Source organism: Massilia sp. (assembly GCF_032106685.1).
In the GTDB taxonomy this organism is placed as follows: Bacteria; Pseudomonadota; Gammaproteobacteria; order Burkholderiales; family Burkholderiaceae_D; genus Telluria.
This window is the reverse complement of the sequence record NZ_DAMCPG010000009.1, coordinates 94,357-116,131: the sequence shown is the minus strand read 5'-3', so window position 1 is coordinate 116,131 and position 21,775 is coordinate 94,357. Positions and strand designations below refer to the sequence as shown.

The window sequence follows — 21,775 nt, the reverse complement described above, 5'->3', positions numbered from 1 at the left end:
CAAGCCGGGGCCGATACGCGGCCAGGCGCCCGTCGAAATTCTTTACATGATCGCCGGCTGGATGTCACAAGTGCGCCGGAAAGCCAGCGTTTTCAAGCACTTGGGCGTCTGGCCCGCTCCTTGCTATGGATGACAGCACCAAAACCGAGGAGAGGTCATGAAAATTCTGTCTTATCTTGCCGCTGTCGCCCTGTCCCTGCTGCCGCTGTGCAGCCAGGCGGGAGTCATCTATCAATGGCAGGCGACGAACGACGAAACGCCGTACGGAATCACCCTCGAACTCGAATTCGACGAGGCCACGGTGCAGGCCGGCTCGCTGAACTATTATTTCGAGCACTTCAACGACGAGCTTCCGCCGGCCGGCCTGCTCAACCTGCGCTATACCTTCCCCGGCTACGGCGTGCAATGGTCGCTGCAGGATGGCGGCTTCGAGAGCAAACTGGGCTACATCGACCTGCAGCTCAGCTTCGGGGCGGACGGTTTCCTGAGCGGCTCCATCTACCTCAACGACAGCGAGAGCCACCTCTACATGGAGTCGGTCGGCCGGACGTTTACCGTCATCGATGCCAACAGCGACTTTGAAATGACCGAGGCCGGCTGCCCCTGGAGCCGCCCCGAACCGTGCGGCGGCGCTGCCGGCTACATCGCGCGCGAGGGCGCAGAGCTGCCGGCCGAGGTTCCCGAACCGGCCACGCTGGCCCTGTTCGGCGCCGGCCTGCTGGCGGCAGCCGGCCTGCGCCGCAAGGCGCTGGCCTGAAACACGGACCCGGCGGCTTGGCCCGCCGCGCCGGGCAAGCCGCCTACCTGAAACCGTACTCGAACCGGACCTTGCACGCCACCGGCACCGGCGCGCCGCCGCGCATGCCGGGTTCGAATATCCAGCTGCCGACCGCGATCATGGCGTGATTGCCAAACCATTTCTTGTCGGAATCCGTCCCGCTGTTTTTACTGGAGACGACCGTCGTCTTTCCATCCGCCTCGACCCGGTAGTCAATGACCGCAGCGCCTGTTTTCCGGCTCAAATTGCTATTGATGGGATACAAGGGCTTGACGCCATGGACGAACACCGGCGCCACGTCGAGCTCGTCTTTCGACGAGCACACAGGCGACTTTGCCGGGATCATGTTTTCTTCCTTGAACGGCCGCCCGAAGGCATCCAGCTCTGGAGCCGCTGCCGCCGGTAGCGACGCCAGCATCCCGACGGCGATACCGAGGCCAAGTTGTAGGCGCGTGCAGGTCGGCATGTGTTTCCATAAAATAAAAAATGATTTCCAAATTGTAATTGAGCATCCGGCATAATGGAATCCAGCCGCCGTCGTTCCAGGCAATGGCTGGTCCCGCAAGCAAGCCCTGCCCGCTGTAAAATAAACGTTTTCGTTCCGTTATCCGTTTCGCGCCATGCACATCAACCCAGAACGCAGCACCCGCCCCGACTACGACCTGCTGGTACGCCAGGTCACCAGCGTCCTCGAAGGCGAACGCGACCTGACCGCGAACGCCTCGCAGTTCTCGGCCCTCGTGTACGACACCCTCGCCGACCTGAACTGGGCCGGTTTCTACCTCGCCGTCCCCTCGAAAAAAGGCGAAGGCCAGGACCTGCTGGTCGGCCCCTTCCAGGGCAAGCCGGCCTGCGCCCGGATTCCTTTCGGGCGCGGCGTGTGCGGCGCCACCGCCGTGGAGCGCAAGACCATCGTCGTGCCGGACGTGCACGCCTTCCCGGGTCACATCGCCTGCGACTCGGCCTCCAACTCGGAAATCGTGATCCCGCTGATCAAGAACGACAGGCTGGTCGGCGTGTTCGACATCGACAGCCCGAAGCTCGACCGCTTCTCGGACGAAGACCGCGCCGGCCTGGAAGCCATGGTCGCCGCCTTCCTGGACGCGACCGACTGCTAAGGCCCAGGCGGCGACAGGGAACCGGCACATGGGACGCCAGCTCGTCGTCTGCCTCGACGGCACCGGCAACCGCTTCAGCGATTGCCCGACCAACGTCATCCGCGTGCTGCGTTCGCTGCCCGCCGATCCCGCCTCCACCCTCGCCTACTACGACCAGGGCGTCGGCACCTTCGGCCTGAAGGAGACCCTGTTCGAGTGGCAGAAGCTGCCGTCGCGGATCTGCGGCCTGGCCTTCGGCTGGGGCCTGCGCCGCATCGTCGAGGGGGCCTACCGCTTCCTCGCGCAGAACTGGCAACCCGGCGACGAGATCTTCGTCTTCGGCTTCTCGCGCGGCGCCTTCGCGGCGCGCGCGCTGGCGGCCATGGTCCACGCCATCGGCCTGGTGCCGGCGCACCAGGCCCACCTGTTCGACTACGCCTGGGCCATGCTTTTGGCGCGCAAGAAACCCGACAACGCGCCCGACTTCGCGCTGCAGGAGCGCTTCAGGGACACCTTCGGGCGGCGCGTGCGCATCCGCCTGCTCGGCCTGTTCGACACGGTGAAATCGGTCGGCTGGGTCTACGACCCGGTGGTCATTCCTTACACCATCGACAACCCCTCGGTCGACGCCGTGCGCCATGCGGTCTCGATCGACGAGCGCCGCTGCTTCTTCCGCCAGCACCGCTGGAAGCCGCGCTGCGCGCCGCAGACGAATAACCGCGAGGTCTGGTTCGCCGGCGTGCATTCCGACGTCGGCGGCGGCTATGCGCCGGGCGAAGCCCAGCTGGCGCTGCTGAGCCTGCGCTGGATGCTGGGCGAGGCCGCGGAGCAAGGCCTGCGCCTGGACCTGGCGCGCGCCGGCGCCGAGCTCGAACCCGCGGATGGCGTGCGCGCCGCCGCGCTGGGCACGATCCACGATTCGATGACGGCGCCCTGGAAGCTGGCTGAATGGGCGCCGCAGCGCCTGTGGCGCGGTCCCGGCAGGGGGCGGCGCTGGACGATCGGCGCCATGCCGCCTTTCGGCACGCCGCGCGCGCGCAAGATTCCACCCAGCGCCACGATCCACCATTCGGTCCGCGCGCGCCTGGACGCCGGCGTCGGCTACCGCCTGCCGAACACCCCGCGCCGCCTGCACGTCGCCGCCGACGCGCCCCTCGGCGCGCCCGCCGCCACGGGCCAGGCGCGGGCGGCGTGAACGCAAACCGCAAGCGCAAGCGCAGGCCGGGGCGGCGATTCGGTACAATAGCCGCCTGACCGTCACCAACCATCTCCTCAAGATGAACCAACTCGAACAGCTCAAGCAGTACACCACCGTGGTCGCCGACACCGGCGACTTCCAGTCGATCAAGGCCTACGCGCCGCAGGATGCGACCACCAATCCTTCGCTGATCCTGAAAGCCGTGCAGAAGCCGGAATACCGTCCGCTGCTGGAACAGGCCGTCGCCGGCGCCAATGGCGCATCGGTCGAAGCGATCGTCGACAACCTGCTCATCGCCTTCGGCGTCGAGATCCTGAAGTACGTCCCGGGCCGCGTCTCGACCGAGATCGATGCCGCCCTGTCCTTCGACACCGAAGCGACGGTGGCCAAGGGCCGCGAACTGATCGCCCTGTACGAAAAGGCCGGCGTGTCGCGCGAGCGCGTGCTGATCAAGATCGCCTCGACCTGGGAAGGCATCCGCGCCGCCGAGATCCTGGAAAAGGACGGCATCCACTGCAACCTGACCCTGCTGTTCTCGCTGTGCCAGGCCGTGGCCTGCGCCGAAGCGGGCGTCAAGCTGATCTCGCCTTTCGTCGGCCGCATCTACGACTGGTACAAGAAGTCGACCGGCACCGACTACCAAGGCGCGGACGATCCGGGCGTGCAGTCGGTCAAGCGCATCTACCAGTACTACCGCAAGTTCGGCTACGAGACCGAAGTCATGGGCGCGAGCTTCCGCAACACCTCGCAGATCCTGGAACTGGCGGGCTGCGACCTGCTGACCATCTCGCCGGACCTGCTGCAGAAGCTGGCCGACACCGACGCGCCGGTCGAGCGAAAGCTGGTGACGGATGCGGATGCCGCGATCGAGAAGATCGCCGTCGACGAGAAGAGCTTCCGCTTCATGCTCAACGAAGACGCGATGGCGACCGAGAAGCTGGCCGAAGGCATCCGCGCCTTCGTGGCCGATTCGGCCAAGCTGAAGAAGATGATCGAAGAACTGCGCTGATCGGGCGCGCAGGCAACGACAAGCGCGGCTCCGGCCGCGCTTTTTTTATTTATATGGTTGTATCGTTCGTGCCATCCGGCCGTGCTTCTTTCATCGGCGTATCGTTTGTCCGGTTCAGGACGCACGCAGGCCGGCGAGGTAGACGTCGAGGATCCTGGCGCCCGAGTCGAGCAGGCTGAAGGAAGCGGGTTCGAACATCCAGTTGCGGATCATGCCGTCCATCATCGACCACAGGCCCAGCGCCACCAGGTGCACGTCGATGTCGGCGCGGACCTGCCCTTCCCCGATGCCGTCGCGCAGGCGTCCTTCGACGTGGTCCATCCAGTCGCGCTGGCTCTGGCGGCGGCGCACGCGGACGGCATCGAGTTCCCCGACGAACTCGACTTTCAGGGTGGCGATCTCGAACACGCGGCGCGCCTGCGGGTTCTGCTCGGTCACGCGGAAAATCTCGAGGACGAAGTTGCGCAGGTCGCGCAGCGGATCGACGGCACCCGCCGCCTCCAGCACCCCGAAGGCGCACTCGAAAGGCAGCGTGGCGCGCTCCATCATTGCATTGAAGAGCGCGCCTTTGTCGTCAAAATGCCAATAAATCGCGCCGCGCGTCACACCGGCCGCGCTTGCGATATGCTGCAAGGTCGTTCGCGACACTCCTTGTTCCACAAACAATTGCTCTGCTGCATCGAGGATGCTGTCTCGCGTAGCGGCCGCTTCTTCCTTGGTTCTGCGGGCCATCGTCTCTCCAATTTTTCAGGTGGTCCAACACGTTAAACATACACTCGTGATAGTATATAAAAAATTTCGTAAAAGCCAGTGACATACCGTGCGCAGGGACCTCCAGGAGGTTCATGAGGGCGGTTTTGTCTTTTTAATAAAACCAGAAGGAAGCACACGTAATGCGCTCTGCCCACTCCTCTCCCCTGTCCCTGACCCGGATTGCCGCCTGCACGCTGATGGCGGTGACCCTGCTGTCGGCCTGCGGCAAGAAAGATGCCGCCCAGGCCGGCCCTGGCGCCGGCGGCCAGATGCCGCCGCCCGAAGTCGGCGTGATCACCACCCACGTCCAGCCGGTGGCCCTCCAGACCGAACTGCCGGCGCGCGCCGAGCCGGTGCGCGTGGCGCAAGTGCGCGCGCGCGTCGACGGAGTGGTGCTCAAGCGCACCTTCACCGAAGGCAGCATCGTCAAGCAAGGCCAGTCGCTGTACCAGATCGACCCGGAACCCTACCAGGCCCAGCTCAACAGCGCCAACGCGGCGCTCGGCCGCGCCCAGGCCAACCTGACCCAGGCCGCCGCCCAGGCGGAGCGCTACAAGCCGCTGGTCGAGGCCAATGCGGTCAGCAAGCAGGAATACACGAACGCGGTCGCGGCCCAGAAACAGGCCGAAGCCGACGTCGCCGCCGCCCGCGCCCAGGTCAAGATCGCCCAGATCAACGCCGGCTACGCCAACGTCTACGCCCCGATCACGGGCCGCATCGGCCGCGCGCTGGTGACCGAAGGCGCCCTGGTGTCGGCCGCCCAGGCGACCGAACTGGCCCTGATCCAGCAGACCAACCCGATGTACCTGAACATCACCCAGTCGGCCTCCGAACTGCAGCGCCTGCGCAAGCAGCAGGGCGACAAGCAGAACGGCAGCGTGCCGGTCACCGTCCTCCTCGACGACGGCACCGAGCTGGCCGCCAAGGGCCGCCTGCTGTTCTCGGACGTGACGGTCGACCCGACCACCGGCCAGGTGACCCTGCGCGCCGAAGTGTCGAACGAGGACAATGCGCTGCTGCCGGGCCAGTACGTGCGCGTGCGCCTGTCGCAGGCGGTGCTGCCGAACGGTATCCTGGTGCCGCAGCAGGCCGTCACCCGCGGCGGCGCCCAGGGCGACACCCTGACCGTCGTCGGCCCGGACAACAAGCCGGTCCCGCGCTCCGTGAAGATCGGTTCGCAGCAGGGCACCGACTGGGTCGTGCTCGACGGCCTGAAGGAAGGCGAGCGCGTGATGGTCGACGGCTTCCAGAAGCTGCAGATGCTGCCGCCGGGCACCCCGGTCAAGGCGGTTCCATGGACCCGTGCCGGCGATGCTCCTGCCGGCGCGGCACCGGCCGGCGCGAATGCCCAGGCCGCCGCTGGCGCCGCGGCACCGGCTGCCGCCCAGAACGGTGACGCCGCCGCCGCCGGCGGCGGCCAGGCGAAGACCGCCGCTGCCGGCGCCGCCGGCGCCGCCACCAGCGCCCGCTAAGCCGCAACGCATAGAAACAGGACTTTCCAATGGCACGCTTTTTTATTGACCGCCCTATCTTTGCCTGGGTGATCGCGCTGTTCATCATGGTGATGGGCGGGGTAGCGATCACCCAGCTGCCGATCGCGCAATACCCGAACGTGGCGCCGCCCTCGATCGTGGTGAACGCCGCCTATCCAGGCGCCTCGGCGCAGACGCTGGAAGACTCGGTCATTTCCGTCATCGAACGCGAAATGAACGGCTCGCCCGGCCTGATCTACATGGAATCGACCAGCCAGGCCAACGGCACCGGCTCGATCACCCTGACCTTCGAGACCGGCACCGACCCTGACCTGGCGCAGGTGGACGTCCAGAACCGCCTGTCGCGCGCCACCCCGCGCCTGCCGCAGGCCGTGAACCAGCAGGGCGTGCGCGTGGACAAGGTCCGCGCCAACTTCCTGATGTTCACCATCCTGTCGTCGGACGATCCGAAGTGGGACCCGATCGCGCTGGGCGACTACGCCTCGCGCACGGTCCTGCCCGAGATCCAGCGTATCCGCGGCGTCGGTACCGCCCAGCTGTTCGGCACCGAGCGCGCGATGCGCATCTGGATCGACCCGGCCAAGCTGGTCGGCCTGAACCTGTCGCCGGCCGACGTCAACAACGCGATCCGCGCCCAGAACGCCCAGGTGGCCTCGGGCACGATCGGCGACCTGCCGCTGGCCGCCGGCCAGGAAATCACCGCGACCGTGGTGGTGGAAGGCCAGCTCAGCACCGTCGAGCAGTTCGGCAACATCGTCCTGCGCGCCAATCCCGACGGTTCGACCGTGCGCCTGAAGGACGTCGCCCGCGTGGAAATCGGCGGCCAGGCCTACCAGACCTCGGCGCGCCTGAACGGCAAGCCGTCGACCGGTATCGGCGTGCAGCTGGCGCCGTCCGGCAACGCGCTGGAAACCGCCAAGCTGGTGCGCGAGCGCATGGAAGAACTGTCGCGCTACTTCCCGCACGGCGTGAAGTACACGATCCCGTTCGACAGCTCGAAGTTCATCGACATCTCGATCGAGCAGGTGGTGCATACCCTGATCGAAGCGGTGCTGCTGGTGTTCGTCGTGATGTACGTGTTCCTGCAGAACTTCCGCTACACCGTGATCCCGACCATCGTGGTGCCGGTCGCCCTGCTCGGTTCGCTGGCCGTGCTGCTGGCGCTGGGCTTCTCGATCAACGTGCTGACCATGTTCGGCATGGTGCTGGTCATCGGTATCGTCGTCGACGATGCGATCGTGGTCGTCGAGAACGTCGAACGCATCATGAGCGAGGAAGGCCTGCCGCCGCTGCAGGCGACGCGCAAGGCGATGGGCCAGATCTCGGGCGCCATCATCGGCGTGACCGTGGTGCTGATGTCGGTGTTCGTGCCGCTGGCCTTCTTCGGCGGCGCGGTCGGCAACATCTACCGCCAGTTCTCGGCCGTCATGGTGTCCTCGATCGCCTTCTCGGCCTTCATGGCGCTGTCGCTGACGCCGGCGCTGTGCGCGCACCTGCTGAAACCGGTCGAGGCCGGCCACCACCACGAGAAGAAGGGTTTCTTCGGCTGGTTCAACCGCAAGTTCGCCGTCACCGCCAAGCGCTATGAAGGCTTCGTCGGCAGCATCCTGCGCCGCTCGGGCCGCGCGATGGTCGTGTTCGCGCTGCTGGTCGGCGTGGTCGCCCTGCTGTTCATGCGCATGCCGAACTCCTTCCTGCCGAACGAAGACCAGGGCTACGTGGTCGCCAACATCCAGCTGCCGCCGGGCGCCTCGCTCGAGCGCACCAACCAGGTCATGCGCAACGCCGAAGCCTTCGTGCTGAAGCAGCCGGAAGTGGCGAACATGGTCAGCGTGCTGGGCTTCTCGTTCTCGGGCCAGGGCCAGAACATGGCGCTCGCCTTCATTCCGCTGAAGGACTGGAACGAACGCAAGGGCGACGGCCAGGACGCGCAGTCGGTCGCCAACCGCATCACCGGCGCCATGATGATGACCCAGCGCGACGCCTTCATCTTCTCGCTGAGCCCGCCCCCGATCCCGGAACTGGGCCGCGGCACCGGCTTCTCGTTCCGCCTGCAGGACCGCGGCGGCAACGGCCACGACGCGCTCGTGAAAGCGCGTAACCAGCTGCTGGGCATGGCCTCGCAGAGCAAGGTGCTGACCGGCGTGCGTCCGGAAGGCCTGGAAGACGCGCCGCAGGTGATGCTCGACATCGACCGCGACAAGGCGCAGGCCCTGGGCGTGACCTTCGACGCGATCAACACCGCGATCTCGACCTCGCTCGGTTCGAGCTACGTGAACGACTTCCCGAACGCCGGCCGCCTGCAGCGTGTCGTGGTGCAAGCCGACGCCAAGGACCGCATGCAGCCGGAAGACCTGCTGCGCCTGAACGCCATGAACGTGCAGGGCCAGCCGGTGCCGCTGTCGTCCTTCGCCACCACCCGCTGGGTGACCGGCCCGATGCAGACGATCCGCTACAACGGCTATCCGAGCATGAGCATCTCGGGCGACGCCGCGCCGGGGTATTCGACCGGCGACGCCCTGGCCGAGATGGAAGCGCTGGCGGCCAAGCTGCCGGCCGGCTTCGCCTTCGAATGGACCGGCCAGTCGCGCGAGGAAAAACTGTCCGGCTCGACCATGGGCATCCTGATCGCCTTTGCGATGCTGGCGGTGTTCCTGGCCCTGGCCGCGCTGTATGAAAGCTGGTCGATCCCGGTCTCGGTGCTGCTGGTGGTGCCGGTCGGCGTGCTCGGCGCGATCGCCGCGGCGATGTTGCGCGGTTATCCGAACGACGTGTACTTCAAGATCGGCCTGATCACCATCATCGGCCTGGCGGCGAAGAACGCGATCCTGATCATCGAGTTCGCGAAGGACCTGCAGGCCCAGGGCCGCAGCCCGATGGAAGCGGCGATCGAAGCGGCGCACCTGCGCTTCCGCCCGATCATCATGACCTCGCTCGCCTTCATCCTGGGCGTGCTGCCGCTGGTGATCGCCGGCGGCGCAGGCTCGGCATCGCAGCGTGCGATCGGTACCGGCGTGATGGGCGGCATGATCACCGCGACGACGCTCGGCGTGCTGTTCGTGCCGGTGTTCTTCGTTGTCGTTCGCAAGCTCTTCAAGGGCAGCGAACGCCAGCGCAAGAAGTACGCGCACGAAGGCGACACCGACACCAGCAAGGCTATCGAGGAAAAAATCTGATGCAAAAACTCAAACTCCTGACCCCGCTGGCGCTGGCGATGACGCTGGCAGGCTGCATGAACCTGGCGCCGAAGTACGAGCGCCCGGCCGCACCGGTGGCCGGCAGCTTCCCGCAGCTGCCGGCCGAAGGCGGCGCGACGCTGCCGACCGCGACCACCGAAGCGCCGGCCAGCATCGCCTGGCAGCGCTTCTTCGCCGACGCCCGCCTGCGCCAGCTGATCGAGCTGTCGCTGGCGAATAACCGCGACCTGCGCGTAGCGGTCCTGAACATCGAGCAGGCGCGCGCCCAGTACCGCATCACCCGCGCCGACCGCGTGCCGACCGTATCGGCCGCCGTCACCGGCAACCGCCAGAGCGTCGGCGAAGACCAGCCGATCCAGAGCGCCTACCAGGCCGGCCTGACCGTGTCGAACTTCGAGCTCGATTTGTTCGGCCGCGTGCGCAACCTGTCGGAAGCGGCGCTGGCGCAGTACTTCTCCACCGAGGAGGCGCGCAAGACCGCCCAGATCAGCCTGATCGCCTCGGTGGCCAACAGCTACCTGTCGCTGCTGGCCGACGACGAGCTGCTGGCGCTCACCGAGCAGACCCTCAAGACGCGCGAGGAATCGCTGCGCCTGACCAGGCTGCGCTTCGAGAACGGCGTCTCGTCGAACCTCGACCTGCAGCAGTCGGCCTCGCTGGTCGAGACGGCGCGCGCCACGCTGGCGCAGCTGCGCCGCCTGCGCGCCCAGGACGCCAACACGCTGACCCTGCTGGTGGGCCAGCCGATCCCGGAGAACCTGCCGGCCGGCGCCACCCTGGCGACGACCGAGCTGCCCGACCTGCCGGCCGGGCTGCCCTCGGACCTGCTCGCCGTGCGTCCGGACATCCGCTCGGCCGAGCAGCAGCTGATCGCGGCCAACGCCAACATCGGCGCGGCGCGCGCGAACTACTTCCCGCGCATCTCGCTGACCGCGAGCGCGGGCAGCGCCAGCACCGAGCTGTCGGGCCTGTTCAAGAGCGGTTCCTTCGGCTGGACCTTCGCCCCACAGGCGATCCTGCCGATCTTCGACCTGGGCCGCGTGAGCGCCGGCGTCGACGTCGCCCGCGTCAACCGCGACATCGCGGTGGCGCAGTACGAGAGCACGATCCAGACCGCCTTCCGCGAAGTGGCGGACGCGCTGGCCGGCCAGGCCACCTTCAGCGAACAGCTGCGCGCCCAGCGCGCCGTGGCCGCCGCCGAGGAAACCCGCTTCAAGCTGTCTGACCTGCGCTACCGCAGCGGCGCGGCCAGCTACCTCGACCTGCTCGACGCCCAGCGCTCGCTGTTCCAGGCGCAGCAACAGGCGGTGGAAGCGAACCTGGCGCGCCTGCAGAACCAGGTCACGCTGTACCGCGTGCTGGGCGGCGGCTGGAGCGACACGCGTGTAACGGCGGCGGCCGAGGCGCAGGCGTCGCGCTGATCGCTGACCTATGTGGTAACACGGAAAACCGGGGCTGCGTGCCCCGGTTTTTTTTGGTCATTTTTTGGCCCAGCGCGCGCAACGGTGCCGTGCGGCCCTGTTGAACTGAACTTGGCTACACTGGCCTGGTCTATTGGAGATGGCGCCATTGAGGCGCCGCCCACTGCCATGCGGAACTTTTTTCACTCACACTGGAAAGTCATCGTTGCGCTCGTCCTGCTCATCATGGTGGCGGTCTTGACGGTCGGCCCCGAGTCCGCCCGCGCGGCGCCCGACCTGGCCGAACGCATGCGCGAGCATGTGCGCGCCGTCGCGTCCGAGGAACACAACACGAGCCGGCCGGAACAGCTCGAGCGCGCCGCCCGCTATATCGAAACGGCGCTGGAACGCGCCGGCTACACGCCGTCGCGCCAGGAATACGAGGCCGGCGGGCAACGCGTGCGCAACATCGAGGCCGTCGTCGGCAAGGTCGCCAGGGGCAAGCGGCCGGACCGCATCTTCATCGTCGGCGCCCACTACGATTCGGCGCAAGGGGCGCCGGGCGCGAACGACAACGGCAGCGGCACCGCGGCCGTGCTCGAGCTCGCGCGCCTGCTGCGGACCATGCAGCCGGCCGCCGGCACCGAGGTGCGTTTCGTCTTCTTCGTCAACGAGGAACCGCCCTTCTTCATGGGCGAGCAAATGGGCAGCATGCGCCATGCGGCCGAGCTGAAGCGCCAGGGGCAGCTCGTCGAGGGCGCGCTGGTGCTGGAAACGATGGGTTACTACTCGGACCAGCCGGGCAGCCAGCAACTGCCGCCGGGGCTGGACGGCCAGTATCCGGATACCGGCAACTTCATCGCCTTTGTCGGGACGATCGAATCCTCGGCGCTGGTGCGCCAGGCGCTGGCGGCCTTCCGCGACGCCTCCGATTTCCCGGCGCAGGGCCTGGCCGCGCCGGCGCATACGATGGGCGTGACCCTGTCCGACCACAGCGCCTACAACCGGCACGGCTATCCCGCGCTGATGATCACCGACACCGCCTTCATGCGCTACCCCTACTACCACACGGCGCAGGACACGCCGGACAAGCTCGACTACGAGAGCATGGCGCGCGTCGTCACGGGGCTGTCGAAAACGATCGCCGCGCTGGCAGGCGCCACGCGCGGCTGACCGTCTTTCTTACTCGGCCTCGTTCAGGAACATTTCCTGCAAATCGTTCAGGAAGCGCTGACCCAGCTCGGTCGGGCGGATGAGCTTGAAGTCGCGGTACAGCAGCCCCTTGGCCTCGGCCGCATCGAGGGCCTTGCCGATCGCGGTGATGCTCATGCCGGTGCGTTCGCCGAACAGGTTCGGGTCGAAGCCGCCGGTCAGGCGCAGGGCGTTGAGCATGAACTCGAAGCCCATGTCGGCGCGCGCGATTTCATGCTCTTCCTGTACCGGGTTACCGCGCCTGGCCGCCTCGATGAAGGAGTTCGGCTGCTTGAAGCGCGCCTGGCGCAGCACGCGGTGCGGGAACGAGATCTTCGAGTGCGCGCCCGCGCCCACGCCGAGGTAATCGCCGAAGGTCCAGTAGTTCAGGTTGTGGCGCGCGCGCCGGCCTGCTTGCGCATAGGCCGAGACCTCGTAGTGCTCGAAGCCGGCGGCGGCCGTCGTTTCCGCGATCATGTCCTGCATGTCGGCGCTGGCGTCGTCGTCGGGCAGCTGCGGCGGGTACTTGGCGAAGACCGTGTTCGGTTCCATCGTCAGGTGGTACAGCGACAGGTGCGGCGGCGCAAAGGAGAGCGCGGTCCGCAGGTCGTGTTCCGCTTCCTGCAGCGTCTGCGACGGCAGCGCGTACATCAGGTCGAGGTTGAAGTTCTCGAAAGTGGCGCCCGCGATCTCCACCGCGCGCAGCGCTTCGCGCTCGTCGTGGATGCGCCCCAGGGCCTGCAGGTGCGCACCATTGAAGCTCTGGATGCCGATCGACAGGCGGTTCACGCCGCTGTCGCGGTAGTGGCGGAACTTCTCGGCCTCGAAGGTGCCGGGATTGGCCTCCATCGTGATCTCGGCGTCCAGCTCCAGCGGCAGCAGGGTACGTACGTCCGACAGCAGGCGGTCCATGCCGGCGGCCGACATCAGGCTCGGCGTGCCGCCGCCGATGAAGACGGTGTGGATCTTGCGGCCCCAGATCAGCGGCAGCGATTGCTCCAGGTCGAGGCGCACGGCATCGAGGTATTCCTTTTCCGGCAGCTCGCCCTTCGCCTCGTGCGAATTGAAGTCGCAGTAGGGGCACTTGCGCACGCACCAGGGGAAGTGGATGTAGAGCGACAGCGGCGGCAGCGCCGCCAGGTTCAGGGCGCCCGGCTGCAGGTATTGCAGCGCGGCGCTGGCCGGGGAGCGGGCTTCGCCGACGTTCGCGCCGGCGACTTTGATCGGAATCATTTCAGTTTCTCTACCAGTGCGCGCAGGGCCTGGCCGCGGTGCGATCGCGCGTTCTTTTCCGCGGGCGTGAGTTCGGCCGTGGTCTTGCCCAGCGCCGGGATCAGGAAATAGGGGTCGTAGCCGAAGCCGTTCTCGCCGCGCGGGGTGGCGATGATCTCGCCATCCCAGCGGCCGTCGGCGATGATCGGCTGCGGATCGTCGGCGTGGCGCACGTAGACCAGCACGCAGTAGTAATACGCCGATTTATCCGCCTTGTCGGCCAGCTCCGCCACCAGTTTTTGGTTGTTGCGGGCGTCGGACTTTGGTTCGCCGGCGAAGCGCGCCGAGTACACGCCGGGCGCGCCGCCCAGCGCGTTGACGCACACGCCCGAGTCGTCGGCCAGCGCCGGCAGGCCGGTCAGGCGCGACGCGTGACGCGCTTTTTCCAGGGCGTTCTCCACAAAAGTGGCGTGCGGCTCCTCGGCTTCCGGCACGTTGAATTCGCCCTGCGGGTGCAGGGTGAAGCCGATCGGGCCGAGGATCTGCTGGAATTCCTTGAGCTTGCCGGCGTTGTTCGAGGCGAGGATGAGGCGTTGGGTCATGGTGGTGGCGGGAGGGATAAGGCGAAGGGGGTATTTTACCTTTTCGCGATTTCGCGCGCCGGTGGAGCCGCGGCCTCGGACCGTAGGGTGGGCACCTGTGCCCACGCGAAAGCATGAGCAGCGTTGGTCCGGCCGAGGCCCGGCCATGCGCACAACGGCAACGTGTCCACAAGCGTCATGCTGGCGCCAGCGTCGATCGCGTGCGTTGCGGGGCGAATCGTTCGCGCAGCGGACGCGGGAGGCGCGCGTAACGCGTGGGCAGTGGTGCTGGCTAAATGCCAGCACCACTGCCCACCCTACGGTCGGCGGCCGTGATGCCTTACTTGGCGATGCCGAGCGACTGCTTCTGCAGCCGCACCAGGTCCGCGATGCCGCCCTGCGCCAGGTCGAGCAGGCGGTTCATGCCGGCGCGGTCGAAGGCCGCGCCCTCGGCCGTGCCCTGCACCTCGACGAAATGGCCCTGCTCCGTCATGACCACGTTCATGTCGGTGTCGCAGCCCGAATCCTCGAGGTAGTCGAGGTCGAGCACCGGCGTGCCCTGGTAGACGCCGACCGAGATCGCGGCCACGAAGTGCTTCACCGGCACCGCCGCCAGCACGCCGCCTTGCACCAGTCTGGAGAACGCGTCGTAGGCGGCGACCATGGCGCCGGTGATCGCGGCGGTGCGGGTGCCGCCGTCGGCCTGGATCACGTCGCAGTCCAGGTGCAGGGTGCGCTCGCCGAAGGCTTCCAGGTCGAAGGCGGCGCGCAGCGAGCGGCCAATCAGGCGCTGGATTTCCTGGGTGCGGCCGGTCTGCTTGCCGCGCGCGGCCTCGCGGTCCATGCGGCTGTGGGTGGAACGCGGCAGCATGCCGTATTCGGCGGTCAGCCAGCCCTGCCCCTTCCCTTTCAGGAAGCCCGGCACCTTTTCCTCGATGCTGGCGGTGCAGATCACCTTGGTGTCGCCGCATTCGATCAGCACCGACCCTTCGGCGTGCTTGGTGTACTGGCGCGTGATGCGGATGTCGCGCAGCTGGTCGACGGCGCGGCCGCTCGGACGGGTTGCGAATGTCATGGTGGACCTTTGTCTATTTGAGTAATTGGGAGGACTTCTCGATCGCCTGGTTGATCTCGGCGATCGCCTTCTCGATGGCGTCTTCGTCGAAAGGGTCGGCATCCAGCGCGGCATCCAGCTCGGCGCCGGCGCCGACGATGGTGCTGCTGACCTGGTCGGCGGCCAGCATCTGGGTCGAGACCACGTTCGGCAGGCCGGACCCGGCGAGGTTCTCGTCGCCCTGCCAGCTGATCGCCAGCGCGGTCGTGTTGTCGCCGCGCGCGCCGCCGCGCGCCACCGCGGCCGCGACCAGCTCGGGCACCGCCTGCACCACCGTGGCGGTGGCCAGGCTGCGCACGATCTCGGCATCCGGCACCGTCGACCACAGGCCGTCGGAGCACAGCAGCAGCACGTCGCCGGCCTGCAGCGCGGACTGGCGCGACAGCGCGATGCGGGGCGGCGTGTGGGCGCCCAGGCAGTTGTAGAGCTTGTTGCGGTCCGGGTGGTTCGCCGCATCCGCCGGGTCGAGCTGGCCCTTGTCGATCAGGTATTCGAGGTGCGAGTGGTCGCGCGTGCGCGCCAGCACCTGGCCCGCGCGCAGCCAGTACAGGCGCGAGTCGCCGCAGTGCGCCCACAGGGCGCAGTTGTGCTGCACCAGGCAGGCCACCACCGTGGTGCGCGGCGTGTCGGGCAGCTGGTGGCGCGCCGCGTAGGCGTGGATGTCGCGGTGCGCCTGCATCAGGGCCTCCTCCAGGAAGCGCTCGGGCTTCCTGATGGTCGGACGCGCCTGCATCTGGAACATCATCGACAGGGTCTGCATCGCGATGGTCGCGGCGATCTCGCCGTGCAGGTGGCCGCCCATGCCGTCGGCCAGCACCAGCAGCAGCGCGTCGCGCGTGAAGCAGTACCCCATGCGGTCCTGGTTGACGCGGCGCGCGCCGATGTGGCTTTGCTGGTAGACGGAAAACTGCATCTCGCTCCCCTAGTCGATACTGCCGCTCTTTGCGCGCCCGAGCACGCCGAGGCGTCCGAACAGGCCGCGCAAGCCGCCCGCCGCCGGCGCGGGGACGGGCGGGATGTCTTCCGCGATCGGCCTGGCCGGCGCCGCCTGCAGCACCTTCTGCACTTCGAACACGCTGCGCGGACGCGCCATCGGGTCGAGCGCCAGGCAGGCGCGCACCACGTCGACCAGTTCCGGCGAATACGCCGTCTCGATGCGCGCGAACTGCGCGGGCAGCTTGTCCTCGTTCGCGCGGGCGTCGGCGCCCTGCGGCGGCGCGCCGCCCATGCAGGCGAACAGCGCCGCGCCGATGCTGTAGATGTCCGACCACGGCCCGAGCGGCGCGCCCCTGGTGTACAGCTCGGGCGGCGCGAAGCCCGGCGTGTACATGGGCGCCAGCATGGGCAGGTCCTTGTTGATCGCCTGGCGCGCGGCGCCGAAGTCGAGCAGGATCGGCGAACCGTCGCTGCGCAGGTAGATGTTGGCCGGCTTCAGGTCCAGGTGCAGCAGCTTGTTGGCGTGGACTTCGCGCAGGCCGTGGCAGACCCCGGTAAATACCTTGCGCACGAAGCGCTCGTTCAGGCGGCTGCCCTTGCCCACCACGCGCGCGACGTGCTCCTGCAGCGAGTGGCCCGATTCGTAGGCCATCACCATGTAGACCGTCTCGTTGGCGCGGAAGAAGTTCAAGATGCGCACCACGTTCGGGTGATTCACGCGCGCCAGCGCCCTGCCCTCCTCGAAGAAGCACTTCAGGCCGATGCGGAACAGCGGCTGGTGCGGCTTGGCGACCGTGGGCGCGAGCTCGCCCGTCTGGCGCAGCGCGAGCGCGCTCGGCAGGTACTCCTTGATGGCCACCGCGCTGCCTCCGGCATCATATGCAAGATAGACAATACTGAACCCGCCAGACGCGATTTTCTTTACAATGCGATATCCGGCAATCTCCAGCCCATCCGGCAAGGGTGCGTTATTTTGTGCGGCCATACTGAAGAGTTCCTTGCATAACACGGCGATTGTGTGGATAAATGTCGGCTTTGTAAAGAATAAAGAGCGTCCAGCAACAACCGCAGCACCTGGCGCATCGCCGCGGACAAAACGTCAATACGCGAGTCGCATACAGGGCCGCTGCGGCTTTGTACAGACGCTCTACAAACCGGGGACTCCATTGAGCATTTCAAGCATGACAGGTTATGCGGTTGCCACCAGCGAAGGCGCTGCCGGCACCCTCACGATCGAAATCAAGAGCGTCAATTCGCGCTTTCTCGATCTTCAGTTCCGCATCAACGACGAGCTGCGCGCGCTGGAACCGGACCTGCGCGCCGCGATCATGGCCGCCATCACCCGCGGCAAAGTCGAAGCCCGGCTGTCCTTCGGCCGCAAGGCCAGCGGCGGCACCCAGGCACTGAACCAGGAACTGCTGGCCGACCTGGCGCGGCTGCAGGGCGAGGTCAGCCGCCACTTCGCCCAGGCGTCCCCGATGTCGGTCGCCGAGCTGCTGCGCTGGCCCGGCGTGATCGAGGAGTCGCACGTCGGCCAGGAGTCGCTGCAGGCGGACGTGGCCGCCCTCACCGCGAAGACGATCGCCGCCTTCGTCGAGAGCCGCAAGCGCGAAGGCGCGGCGCTGGAAGCCATGCTGGTCGCGCGCATCGACGCGATGGAAGCGATCGTCAAGCGCATCACCCCCTTGATCCCGCAGGTGATCTCGCAGTTCCAGCAAAAGGCGGTCGAGCGCATGCAGGACGCGCTGGGCCTGGCCGGCCACGGCAACCCGTCGACGCTGACGCGCCAGGAAGTCTTCGAGCGCATCCGCCAGGAAGTGACGCTGTACGGCATCCGCATCGACGTCTCGGAAGAGCTGTCGCGCCTGTCGGCCCACCTGAACGAAACCCGCCACATCCTGAAAAAGGGCGGTCAGGTCGGCAAGCGCCTGGACTTCATGATGCAGGAACTGAACCGCGAAGCGAACACGCTCGGCGCCAAGGCCTCGGTCAAGGAACTGGCGGACGCGTCGATGGAGCTGAAGCTGCTGATCGAGCAGATGCGCGAGCAGGTGCAGAACCTGGAGTAAGATCAATTTGAATTCGCGGCGTGGTTTTTTAGCGCCGCTTGAACGCGTGGACGGGGAAACCGTCCACCCTACGGGTAAATCGGATACGTTTCCGTCAAACCCGTAGGGTGGACGGCTTTGCCGTCCACGCGTTCAGCTATATGATGAACAATCGCGGCAACGAAACGTCGCCACCAAGAACACAGAACCAAAGGAACACACCATGCTCACCACCGCTTTCTCCGGCAGCCTGTTCGTCGTCGCCGCGCCTTCCGGCGCCGGCAAGTCGACCCTGGTCAACGCGCTGCTGGCGCAGGAGCCGGGCATCCAGTTGTCGATCTCGACCACCACGCGTGCGCCGCGCCCGGGCGAGCAGGACGGCGTGCACTACCACTTCACCACCGCCGAGGATTTCGAAAGGCGCGCAGCGCGCGGCGAATTCCTCGAATGGGCCGAGGTGCACGGCAATTTCTACGGCACCAGCCGCCTGAGCGTGGAAGAAAAGATGAAGAGCGGCACCGATATCCTGCTGGAAATCGACTGGCAAGGCGCCCGCCAGGTCAAGAAGCAGTTCCCGGACGCCGCCGGCATCTTCATCCTGCCGCCGTCGATCGCGGCGCTGGAAGAGCGCCTGCACAAGCGCGGCACCGACGAACCGCACATCATCACGCGCCGCCTGCTGGCCGCCGGGGGCGAGATCGCTCACGCTCCCGAGTTCGAATATGCTATCATCAACGAAGAGTTCAACGTCGCCCTGGCCGAGCTGCGGGCGATTGTCCAAGCGACACGTTGCCGCTTCGCCCAACAGGCCGCCCGCAACGCCTCGCTGTTTGCCCAACTGGGTATCCACGCACTGCAACAATCGTAATTTCTGCCGCGTCGTCCGCGCCGCTGCATCTATCCATTTTTGGAGTTAAACCATGGCCCGCATCACCATCGAAGATTGCCTGAAAAACGTCCCGAACCGCTTCCAGCTGACCCTGGCCGCCACCTACCGCGCGCGCCAGCTGCTGCAGGGCCACACCCCGAAGGTCGAAGCCAAGGACAAGCCGACCGTCGTCGCGCTGCGCGAAATCGCCGCCGGTAAAGTCGGCCTGGAAATGCTGAAAAAGGTCCCGATGTAAGGACCTGGGCAAGGCCTGCCGGGTCTGCTTAAAACGCACTCAAAATCGTCGGCCCGTAATTCTGTTATTCTGTCACCACACTGCGGCTGATCGACATAGCGTATGAACCTGTCTACCCCGGATTCGACTCATTCAGGCAATCCCCCCGCCCGGGCCAAGCGCCCGGGCAAGCCGCAAGAAACCGCCGAGCCCACGGCTATCGGCGTTGCATCGGTCACGCAGCTGGTCGATAAACTCTCCGAATACCTCACCCCCGTCGAGCTGAAGAAGGTCAAGGAAGCCTATCGCTTCTCGGACGAGATGCACCTCGGCCAGGTGCGCAAGTCGGGCGAACCCTATATCTCGCACCCGATCGCGGTGGCCGAGATCTGCGCCGAGTGGAAGCTCGACGCCCAGGCCATCATGGCCGCCCTGCTGCACGACGTCATCGAAGACCAGGACGTCAAGAAGGAAGAACTGATCGAGCGCTTCGGCCCGCAGGTCGCGAACCTGGTCGACGGCTTGTCCAAGCTGGAAAAGATCGAGTTCCAGAGCCTGGTCGAGGCGCAGGCGGAAAACTTCCGCAAGATGCTGCTGGCGATGGCGTCCGACGTGCGCGTGATTCTCATCAAGCTGGCCGACCGCCTGCACAACATGCGCACGCTCGGCGTGATGGTCCCGGCCAAGAAGCGCCGCATCGCCGGCGAGACGATGGAAGTCTATGTCCCGATCGCGCACCGCCTCGGCCTGAACAACATCTACCGCGAGCTGCAGGACCTGGCCTTCTCGCACCTCTACCCGCTGCGCTACCGCACCCTGTCGAAGGCGGTCAAGGCGGCGCGCGGCAACCGCCGCGAAGTGGTCAAGAAGATCCTCGAGGCGGTCAAGCAGACGCTGGCCATGGCCGGCATCCACGCCGAGGTCTACGGCCGCGAGAAGACCCTGTTCGGCATCTATAAAAAGATGCGCAACAAGCACCTGTCGTTCTCGCAGGTGCTCGACGTGTACGGCTTTCGCGTCGTGGTCGACAGCATCCCGAACTGTTACGTCGCCCTCGGCACCTTGCACGGGCTGTACAAGCCGATGCCCGGCAAGTTCAAGGACTACATCGCGATCCGCAAGATCAACGGCTACCAGTCGCTGCATACCACCCTGATCGGCCCCTACGGCACGCCGGTCGAATTCCAGATCCGCACCCAGGACATGCACCGCACCGCGGAGAGCGGCGTGGCGGCGCACTGGCTGTACAAGACCGGCGACCAGAACATGTCGGACCTGCAGCAGCGCACCCATGCCTGGCTGCAGTCGCTGCTCGACATCCAGCAGCAGACCGGCGACTCGGCCGAGTTCCTCGAGCATGTGAAAGTCGACCTGTTCCCGGATTCGGTCTACGTGTTCACACCGAAGTCAAAGATCATCGCCCTGCCGCGCGGCGCCACGGCGCTCGACTTCGCCTACTCGATCCACACCGGCATCGGCGACCACTGCGTGGCGGTCAAGATCAACAACGAGACCCAGCCGCTGCGCACCGAGCTGCACAACGGCGACATCGTCGAGATCGTCACCGATCCGAACTCGCGCCCGAGCCCGACCTGGCTCAACTACGTCCGCACCGGCAAGGCGCGCTCGGCGATCCGCCACCACCTGCGCACGGTGAACGTCAACGAATCGGTCGAGCTGGGCCAGGAGCTGCTGGCCCAGGCGCTGGCCGCGCGCGGCATCCAGCCCGAGCTGCCGGCCGTCACCATCGACAAGGTGCTGGCCGAATCCTCGGCCAAGTCGATGGAGGAGCTGTATGCCGACATCGGCATCGGCAAGCGCATGCCGGCGCTGGTGGCGCGCCACATCTTCGGCCTGATGGAAGGCGAAACCGACGTGCTGCCGTCGAGCGCGCCGCTGGCCGGCGACATCGACCCGGTCACGATCTACGGCAGCGAAGGCGTCTCGGTCCAGCTGGCGCCGTGCTGCCTGCCGATTCCGGGCGACCAGATCGTCGGCCAGCTGCGCCGCGACCAGGGCCTGGTGGTGCACACGGCCGACTGCCTGCCGGCCAAGCGCCTGCGCGCCAAGGAGCCGGACCGCTGGATCGCCGTGCAGTGGGGCGAGGAGCTGAACCGCCGCTTCGACTGCCGCATCCGCCTCCTGATCAACAACGAGAAAGGCATCCTCGCGCGCGTGGCGGCCGAGATCGGCGAATCGGACGGCAACATCACCTACGTCGGCATGGACGAGGACGACGAGAACATGATGACCCAGCTGCGCTTCACGATCCAGGTGAAGGACCGGGTGCACCTGGCGCACCTGATCCGCAACCTGCGGCGCGTGGCGGGCGTCAACCGGGTCGAGCGCGAGCGGGCCTGATACCGCACGCCAAAGGACGAACAGCCCACCTCGCGTGGGCTGTTTCTTTTTGGGGCGCCGCCACCGACGGCGTGGCGAACATGGCCAGCGCCGCGCACCCGCCCTGCATGGCGCGCACATCCAATCGTGCCCGGCGCCCGTTCCCCCGAGTGGTAAACTTGGCAAGACAAAGGAAGGCGAACGCACACGCGCTCGCGCCGCCCCTGGCCGCCCGGCTTGCCCGTGGCGCATGCCGGGGTGCCCGCGGTGCGTGCTGTCGCCTGCACGCCCGCCCATTATCGGGCGGCCATGTCAACCGGCGCGG

At 66.7% G+C, this 21,775-nt stretch carries 19 protein-coding genes; 12 read left to right on the top strand and 7 right to left on the bottom strand.

Features of this window, described 5'->3' with window-relative positions; genetic code table 11:
* The first annotated feature begins 157 nt into the window (after nucleotides 1-157).
* On the top strand, nucleotides 158-757 hold the full coding sequence (locus tag RT688_RS08015; RefSeq protein WP_313704323.1) for a PEP-CTERM sorting domain-containing protein: 600 nt from the start codon (nucleotides 158-160) through the stop codon (nucleotides 755-757).
* Between the two features lie 43 nt (nucleotides 758-800).
* Here the strand turns inward: RT688_RS08015 and RT688_RS08010 are convergent, their stop codons facing one another.
* The gene (locus RT688_RS08010; RefSeq protein ID WP_313704322.1) at nucleotides 801-1,244 is read right to left on the bottom strand and encodes an energy transducer TonB; all 444 of its coding nucleotides are present in this window, start codon (nucleotides 1,242-1,244) and stop codon (nucleotides 801-803) included.
* A 154-nt stretch (nucleotides 1,245-1,398) separates the two neighbouring features.
* Between RT688_RS08010 and RT688_RS08005 the strand changes: the two genes are divergently transcribed.
* From RT688_RS08005 to tal, 3 genes are all read left to right on the top strand, one after another.
* Nucleotides 1,399-1,896 (top strand): GAF domain-containing protein, encoded by a 498-nt coding sequence (locus tag RT688_RS08005; RefSeq protein WP_313704321.1) that lies wholly within the window; start codon nucleotides 1,399-1,401, stop codon nucleotides 1,894-1,896.
* A gap of 28 nt (nucleotides 1,897-1,924) precedes the next feature.
* Nucleotides 1,925-3,070 (top strand): phospholipase effector Tle1 domain-containing protein, encoded by a 1,146-nt coding sequence (locus RT688_RS08000; protein WP_313704320.1) that lies wholly within the window; start codon nucleotides 1,925-1,927, stop codon nucleotides 3,068-3,070.
* 82 nt (nucleotides 3,071-3,152) lie between these two features.
* Nucleotides 3,153-4,082, top strand: coding sequence for a transaldolase (gene tal / locus RT688_RS07995; RefSeq protein ID WP_313704319.1), 930 nt, complete (start codon nucleotides 3,153-3,155; stop codon nucleotides 4,080-4,082).
* A gap of 114 nt (nucleotides 4,083-4,196) precedes the next feature.
* Here tal and RT688_RS07990 read toward each other — a convergent pair whose 3' ends face one another.
* Nucleotides 4,197-4,814 (bottom strand): TetR family transcriptional regulator, encoded by a 618-nt coding sequence (locus RT688_RS07990; RefSeq protein WP_313704318.1) that lies wholly within the window; start codon nucleotides 4,812-4,814, stop codon nucleotides 4,197-4,199.
* 161 nt (nucleotides 4,815-4,975) lie between these two features.
* On the opposite strand from RT688_RS07990, the gene RT688_RS07985 reads away from it, so the two are divergent.
* The 4 genes from RT688_RS07985 (at nucleotide 4,976) to RT688_RS07970 (ending at nucleotide 12,098) form a co-directional block, all read left to right on the top strand.
* Nucleotides 4,976-6,307: an efflux RND transporter periplasmic adaptor subunit gene (locus tag RT688_RS07985; RefSeq protein WP_313704316.1), complete on the top strand. Its 1,332-nt coding sequence runs from the start codon at nucleotides 4,976-4,978 to the stop codon at nucleotides 6,305-6,307.
* Nucleotides 6,308-6,336: 29 nt separating this feature from the next.
* Nucleotides 6,337-9,504, top strand: a complete 3,168-nt coding sequence (locus RT688_RS07980; protein ID WP_313704315.1) for an efflux RND transporter permease subunit — start codon at nucleotides 6,337-6,339, stop codon at nucleotides 9,502-9,504.
* A complete protein-coding gene (locus RT688_RS07975; protein WP_313704314.1) occupies nucleotides 9,504-10,946 on the top strand; it encodes an efflux transporter outer membrane subunit in 1,443 nt (480 codons plus the stop codon). The genes RT688_RS07980 and RT688_RS07975 overlap by 1 nt, the downstream gene beginning before the upstream one ends.
* 168 nt (nucleotides 10,947-11,114) lie before the next feature.
* Nucleotides 11,115-12,098: a M28 family peptidase gene (locus RT688_RS07970; RefSeq protein ID WP_313704312.1), complete on the top strand. Its 984-nt coding sequence runs from the start codon at nucleotides 11,115-11,117 to the stop codon at nucleotides 12,096-12,098.
* Nucleotides 12,099-12,107: 9 nt separating this feature from the next.
* On the opposite strand, the gene hemW is transcribed toward RT688_RS07970, so the two are convergent.
* The 5 genes from hemW to RT688_RS07945 all read right to left on the bottom strand — a co-directional run bounded on the left by hemW (nucleotide 12,108) and on the right by RT688_RS07945 (nucleotide 16,944).
* The gene (gene hemW, locus RT688_RS07965) at nucleotides 12,108-13,349 is read right to left on the bottom strand and encodes a radical SAM family heme chaperone HemW (RefSeq protein WP_313704311.1); all 1,242 of its coding nucleotides are present in this window, start codon (nucleotides 13,347-13,349) and stop codon (nucleotides 12,108-12,110) included.
* On the bottom strand, nucleotides 13,346-13,930 hold the full coding sequence (rdgB, locus tag RT688_RS07960) for an RdgB/HAM1 family non-canonical purine NTP pyrophosphatase (RefSeq protein ID WP_313704310.1): 585 nt from the start codon (nucleotides 13,928-13,930) through the stop codon (nucleotides 13,346-13,348). The genes hemW and rdgB overlap by 4 nt, the downstream gene beginning before the upstream one ends.
* A gap of 319 nt (nucleotides 13,931-14,249) precedes the next feature.
* Entirely contained in the window at nucleotides 14,250-14,984 is a 735-nt protein-coding gene (gene rph / locus RT688_RS07955; RefSeq protein ID WP_313704309.1) for a ribonuclease PH, read from the bottom strand.
* 13 nt (nucleotides 14,985-14,997) lie between these two features.
* Nucleotides 14,998-15,936, bottom strand: a complete 939-nt coding sequence (locus tag RT688_RS07950) for a protein phosphatase 2C domain-containing protein (protein WP_313704308.1) — start codon at nucleotides 15,934-15,936, stop codon at nucleotides 14,998-15,000.
* Between the two features lie 9 nt (nucleotides 15,937-15,945).
* The gene (locus tag RT688_RS07945) at nucleotides 15,946-16,944 is read right to left on the bottom strand and encodes a serine/threonine-protein kinase (protein ID WP_313704307.1); all 999 of its coding nucleotides are present in this window, start codon (nucleotides 16,942-16,944) and stop codon (nucleotides 15,946-15,948) included.
* Between the two features lie 196 nt (nucleotides 16,945-17,140).
* Between RT688_RS07945 and RT688_RS07940 the strand changes: the two genes are divergently transcribed.
* The 4 genes from RT688_RS07940 to RT688_RS07925 all read left to right on the top strand — a co-directional run bounded on the left by RT688_RS07940 (nucleotide 17,141) and on the right by RT688_RS07925 (nucleotide 21,471).
* The gene (locus tag RT688_RS07940; RefSeq protein ID WP_313704306.1) at nucleotides 17,141-18,028 is read left to right on the top strand and encodes a YicC/YloC family endoribonuclease; all 888 of its coding nucleotides are present in this window, start codon (nucleotides 17,141-17,143) and stop codon (nucleotides 18,026-18,028) included.
* A gap of 202 nt (nucleotides 18,029-18,230) precedes the next feature.
* Complete coding sequence (gene gmk / locus RT688_RS07935; protein WP_313704305.1) at nucleotides 18,231-18,875, top strand: guanylate kinase; 645 nt, start codon at nucleotides 18,231-18,233, stop codon at nucleotides 18,873-18,875.
* 52 nt (nucleotides 18,876-18,927) lie between these two features.
* Nucleotides 18,928-19,131 (top strand): DNA-directed RNA polymerase subunit omega, encoded by a 204-nt coding sequence (gene rpoZ, locus RT688_RS07930; RefSeq protein WP_005665923.1) that lies wholly within the window; start codon nucleotides 18,928-18,930, stop codon nucleotides 19,129-19,131.
* Between the two features lie 102 nt (nucleotides 19,132-19,233).
* On the top strand, nucleotides 19,234-21,471 hold the full coding sequence (locus RT688_RS07925; RefSeq protein WP_313704304.1) for a bifunctional (p)ppGpp synthetase/guanosine-3',5'-bis(diphosphate) 3'-pyrophosphohydrolase: 2,238 nt from the start codon (nucleotides 19,234-19,236) through the stop codon (nucleotides 21,469-21,471).
* Nucleotides 21,472-21,775: the final 304 nt, after the last annotated feature.

What these genes read in the sequence shown, in the direction of transcription:
- RT688_RS08015 (WP_313704323.1), top strand. Translation starts at nt 158, where the DNA reads ATGAAAATTCTGTCTTATCTTGCCGCTGTCGCCCTGTCCCTGCTGCCG.
- RT688_RS08010 (WP_313704322.1), bottom strand. Translation starts at nt 1,244, where the DNA reads ATGCCGACCTGCACGCGCCTACAACTTGGCCTCGGTATCGCCGTCGGG.
- RT688_RS08005 (WP_313704321.1), top strand. Translation starts at nt 1,399, where the DNA reads ATGCACATCAACCCAGAACGCAGCACCCGCCCCGACTACGACCTGCTG.
- RT688_RS08000 (WP_313704320.1), top strand. Translation starts at nt 1,925, where the DNA reads ATGGGACGCCAGCTCGTCGTCTGCCTCGACGGCACCGGCAACCGCTTC.
- tal (WP_313704319.1), top strand. Translation starts at nt 3,153, where the DNA reads ATGAACCAACTCGAACAGCTCAAGCAGTACACCACCGTGGTCGCCGAC.
- RT688_RS07990 (WP_313704318.1), bottom strand. Translation starts at nt 4,814, where the DNA reads ATGGCCCGCAGAACCAAGGAAGAAGCGGCCGCTACGCGAGACAGCATC.
- RT688_RS07985 (WP_313704316.1), top strand. Translation starts at nt 4,976, where the DNA reads ATGCGCTCTGCCCACTCCTCTCCCCTGTCCCTGACCCGGATTGCCGCC.
- RT688_RS07980 (WP_313704315.1), top strand. Translation starts at nt 6,337, where the DNA reads ATGGCACGCTTTTTTATTGACCGCCCTATCTTTGCCTGGGTGATCGCG.
- RT688_RS07975 (WP_313704314.1), top strand. Translation starts at nt 9,504, where the DNA reads ATGCAAAAACTCAAACTCCTGACCCCGCTGGCGCTGGCGATGACGCTG.
- RT688_RS07970 (WP_313704312.1), top strand. Translation starts at nt 11,115, where the DNA reads ATGCGGAACTTTTTTCACTCACACTGGAAAGTCATCGTTGCGCTCGTC.
- hemW (WP_313704311.1), bottom strand. Translation starts at nt 13,349, where the DNA reads ATGATTCCGATCAAAGTCGCCGGCGCGAACGTCGGCGAAGCCCGCTCC.
- rdgB (WP_313704310.1), bottom strand. Translation starts at nt 13,930, where the DNA reads ATGACCCAACGCCTCATCCTCGCCTCGAACAACGCCGGCAAGCTCAAG.
- rph (WP_313704309.1), bottom strand. Translation starts at nt 14,984, where the DNA reads ATGACATTCGCAACCCGTCCGAGCGGCCGCGCCGTCGACCAGCTGCGC.
- RT688_RS07950 (WP_313704308.1), bottom strand. Translation starts at nt 15,936, where the DNA reads ATGCAGTTTTCCGTCTACCAGCAAAGCCACATCGGCGCGCGCCGCGTC.
- RT688_RS07945 (WP_313704307.1), bottom strand. Translation starts at nt 16,944, where the DNA reads ATGGCCGCACAAAATAACGCACCCTTGCCGGATGGGCTGGAGATTGCC.
- RT688_RS07940 (WP_313704306.1), top strand. Translation starts at nt 17,141, where the DNA reads ATGACAGGTTATGCGGTTGCCACCAGCGAAGGCGCTGCCGGCACCCTC.
- gmk (WP_313704305.1), top strand. Translation starts at nt 18,231, where the DNA reads ATGCTCACCACCGCTTTCTCCGGCAGCCTGTTCGTCGTCGCCGCGCCT.
- rpoZ (WP_005665923.1), top strand. Translation starts at nt 18,928, where the DNA reads ATGGCCCGCATCACCATCGAAGATTGCCTGAAAAACGTCCCGAACCGC.
- RT688_RS07925 (WP_313704304.1), top strand. Translation starts at nt 19,234, where the DNA reads ATGAACCTGTCTACCCCGGATTCGACTCATTCAGGCAATCCCCCCGCC.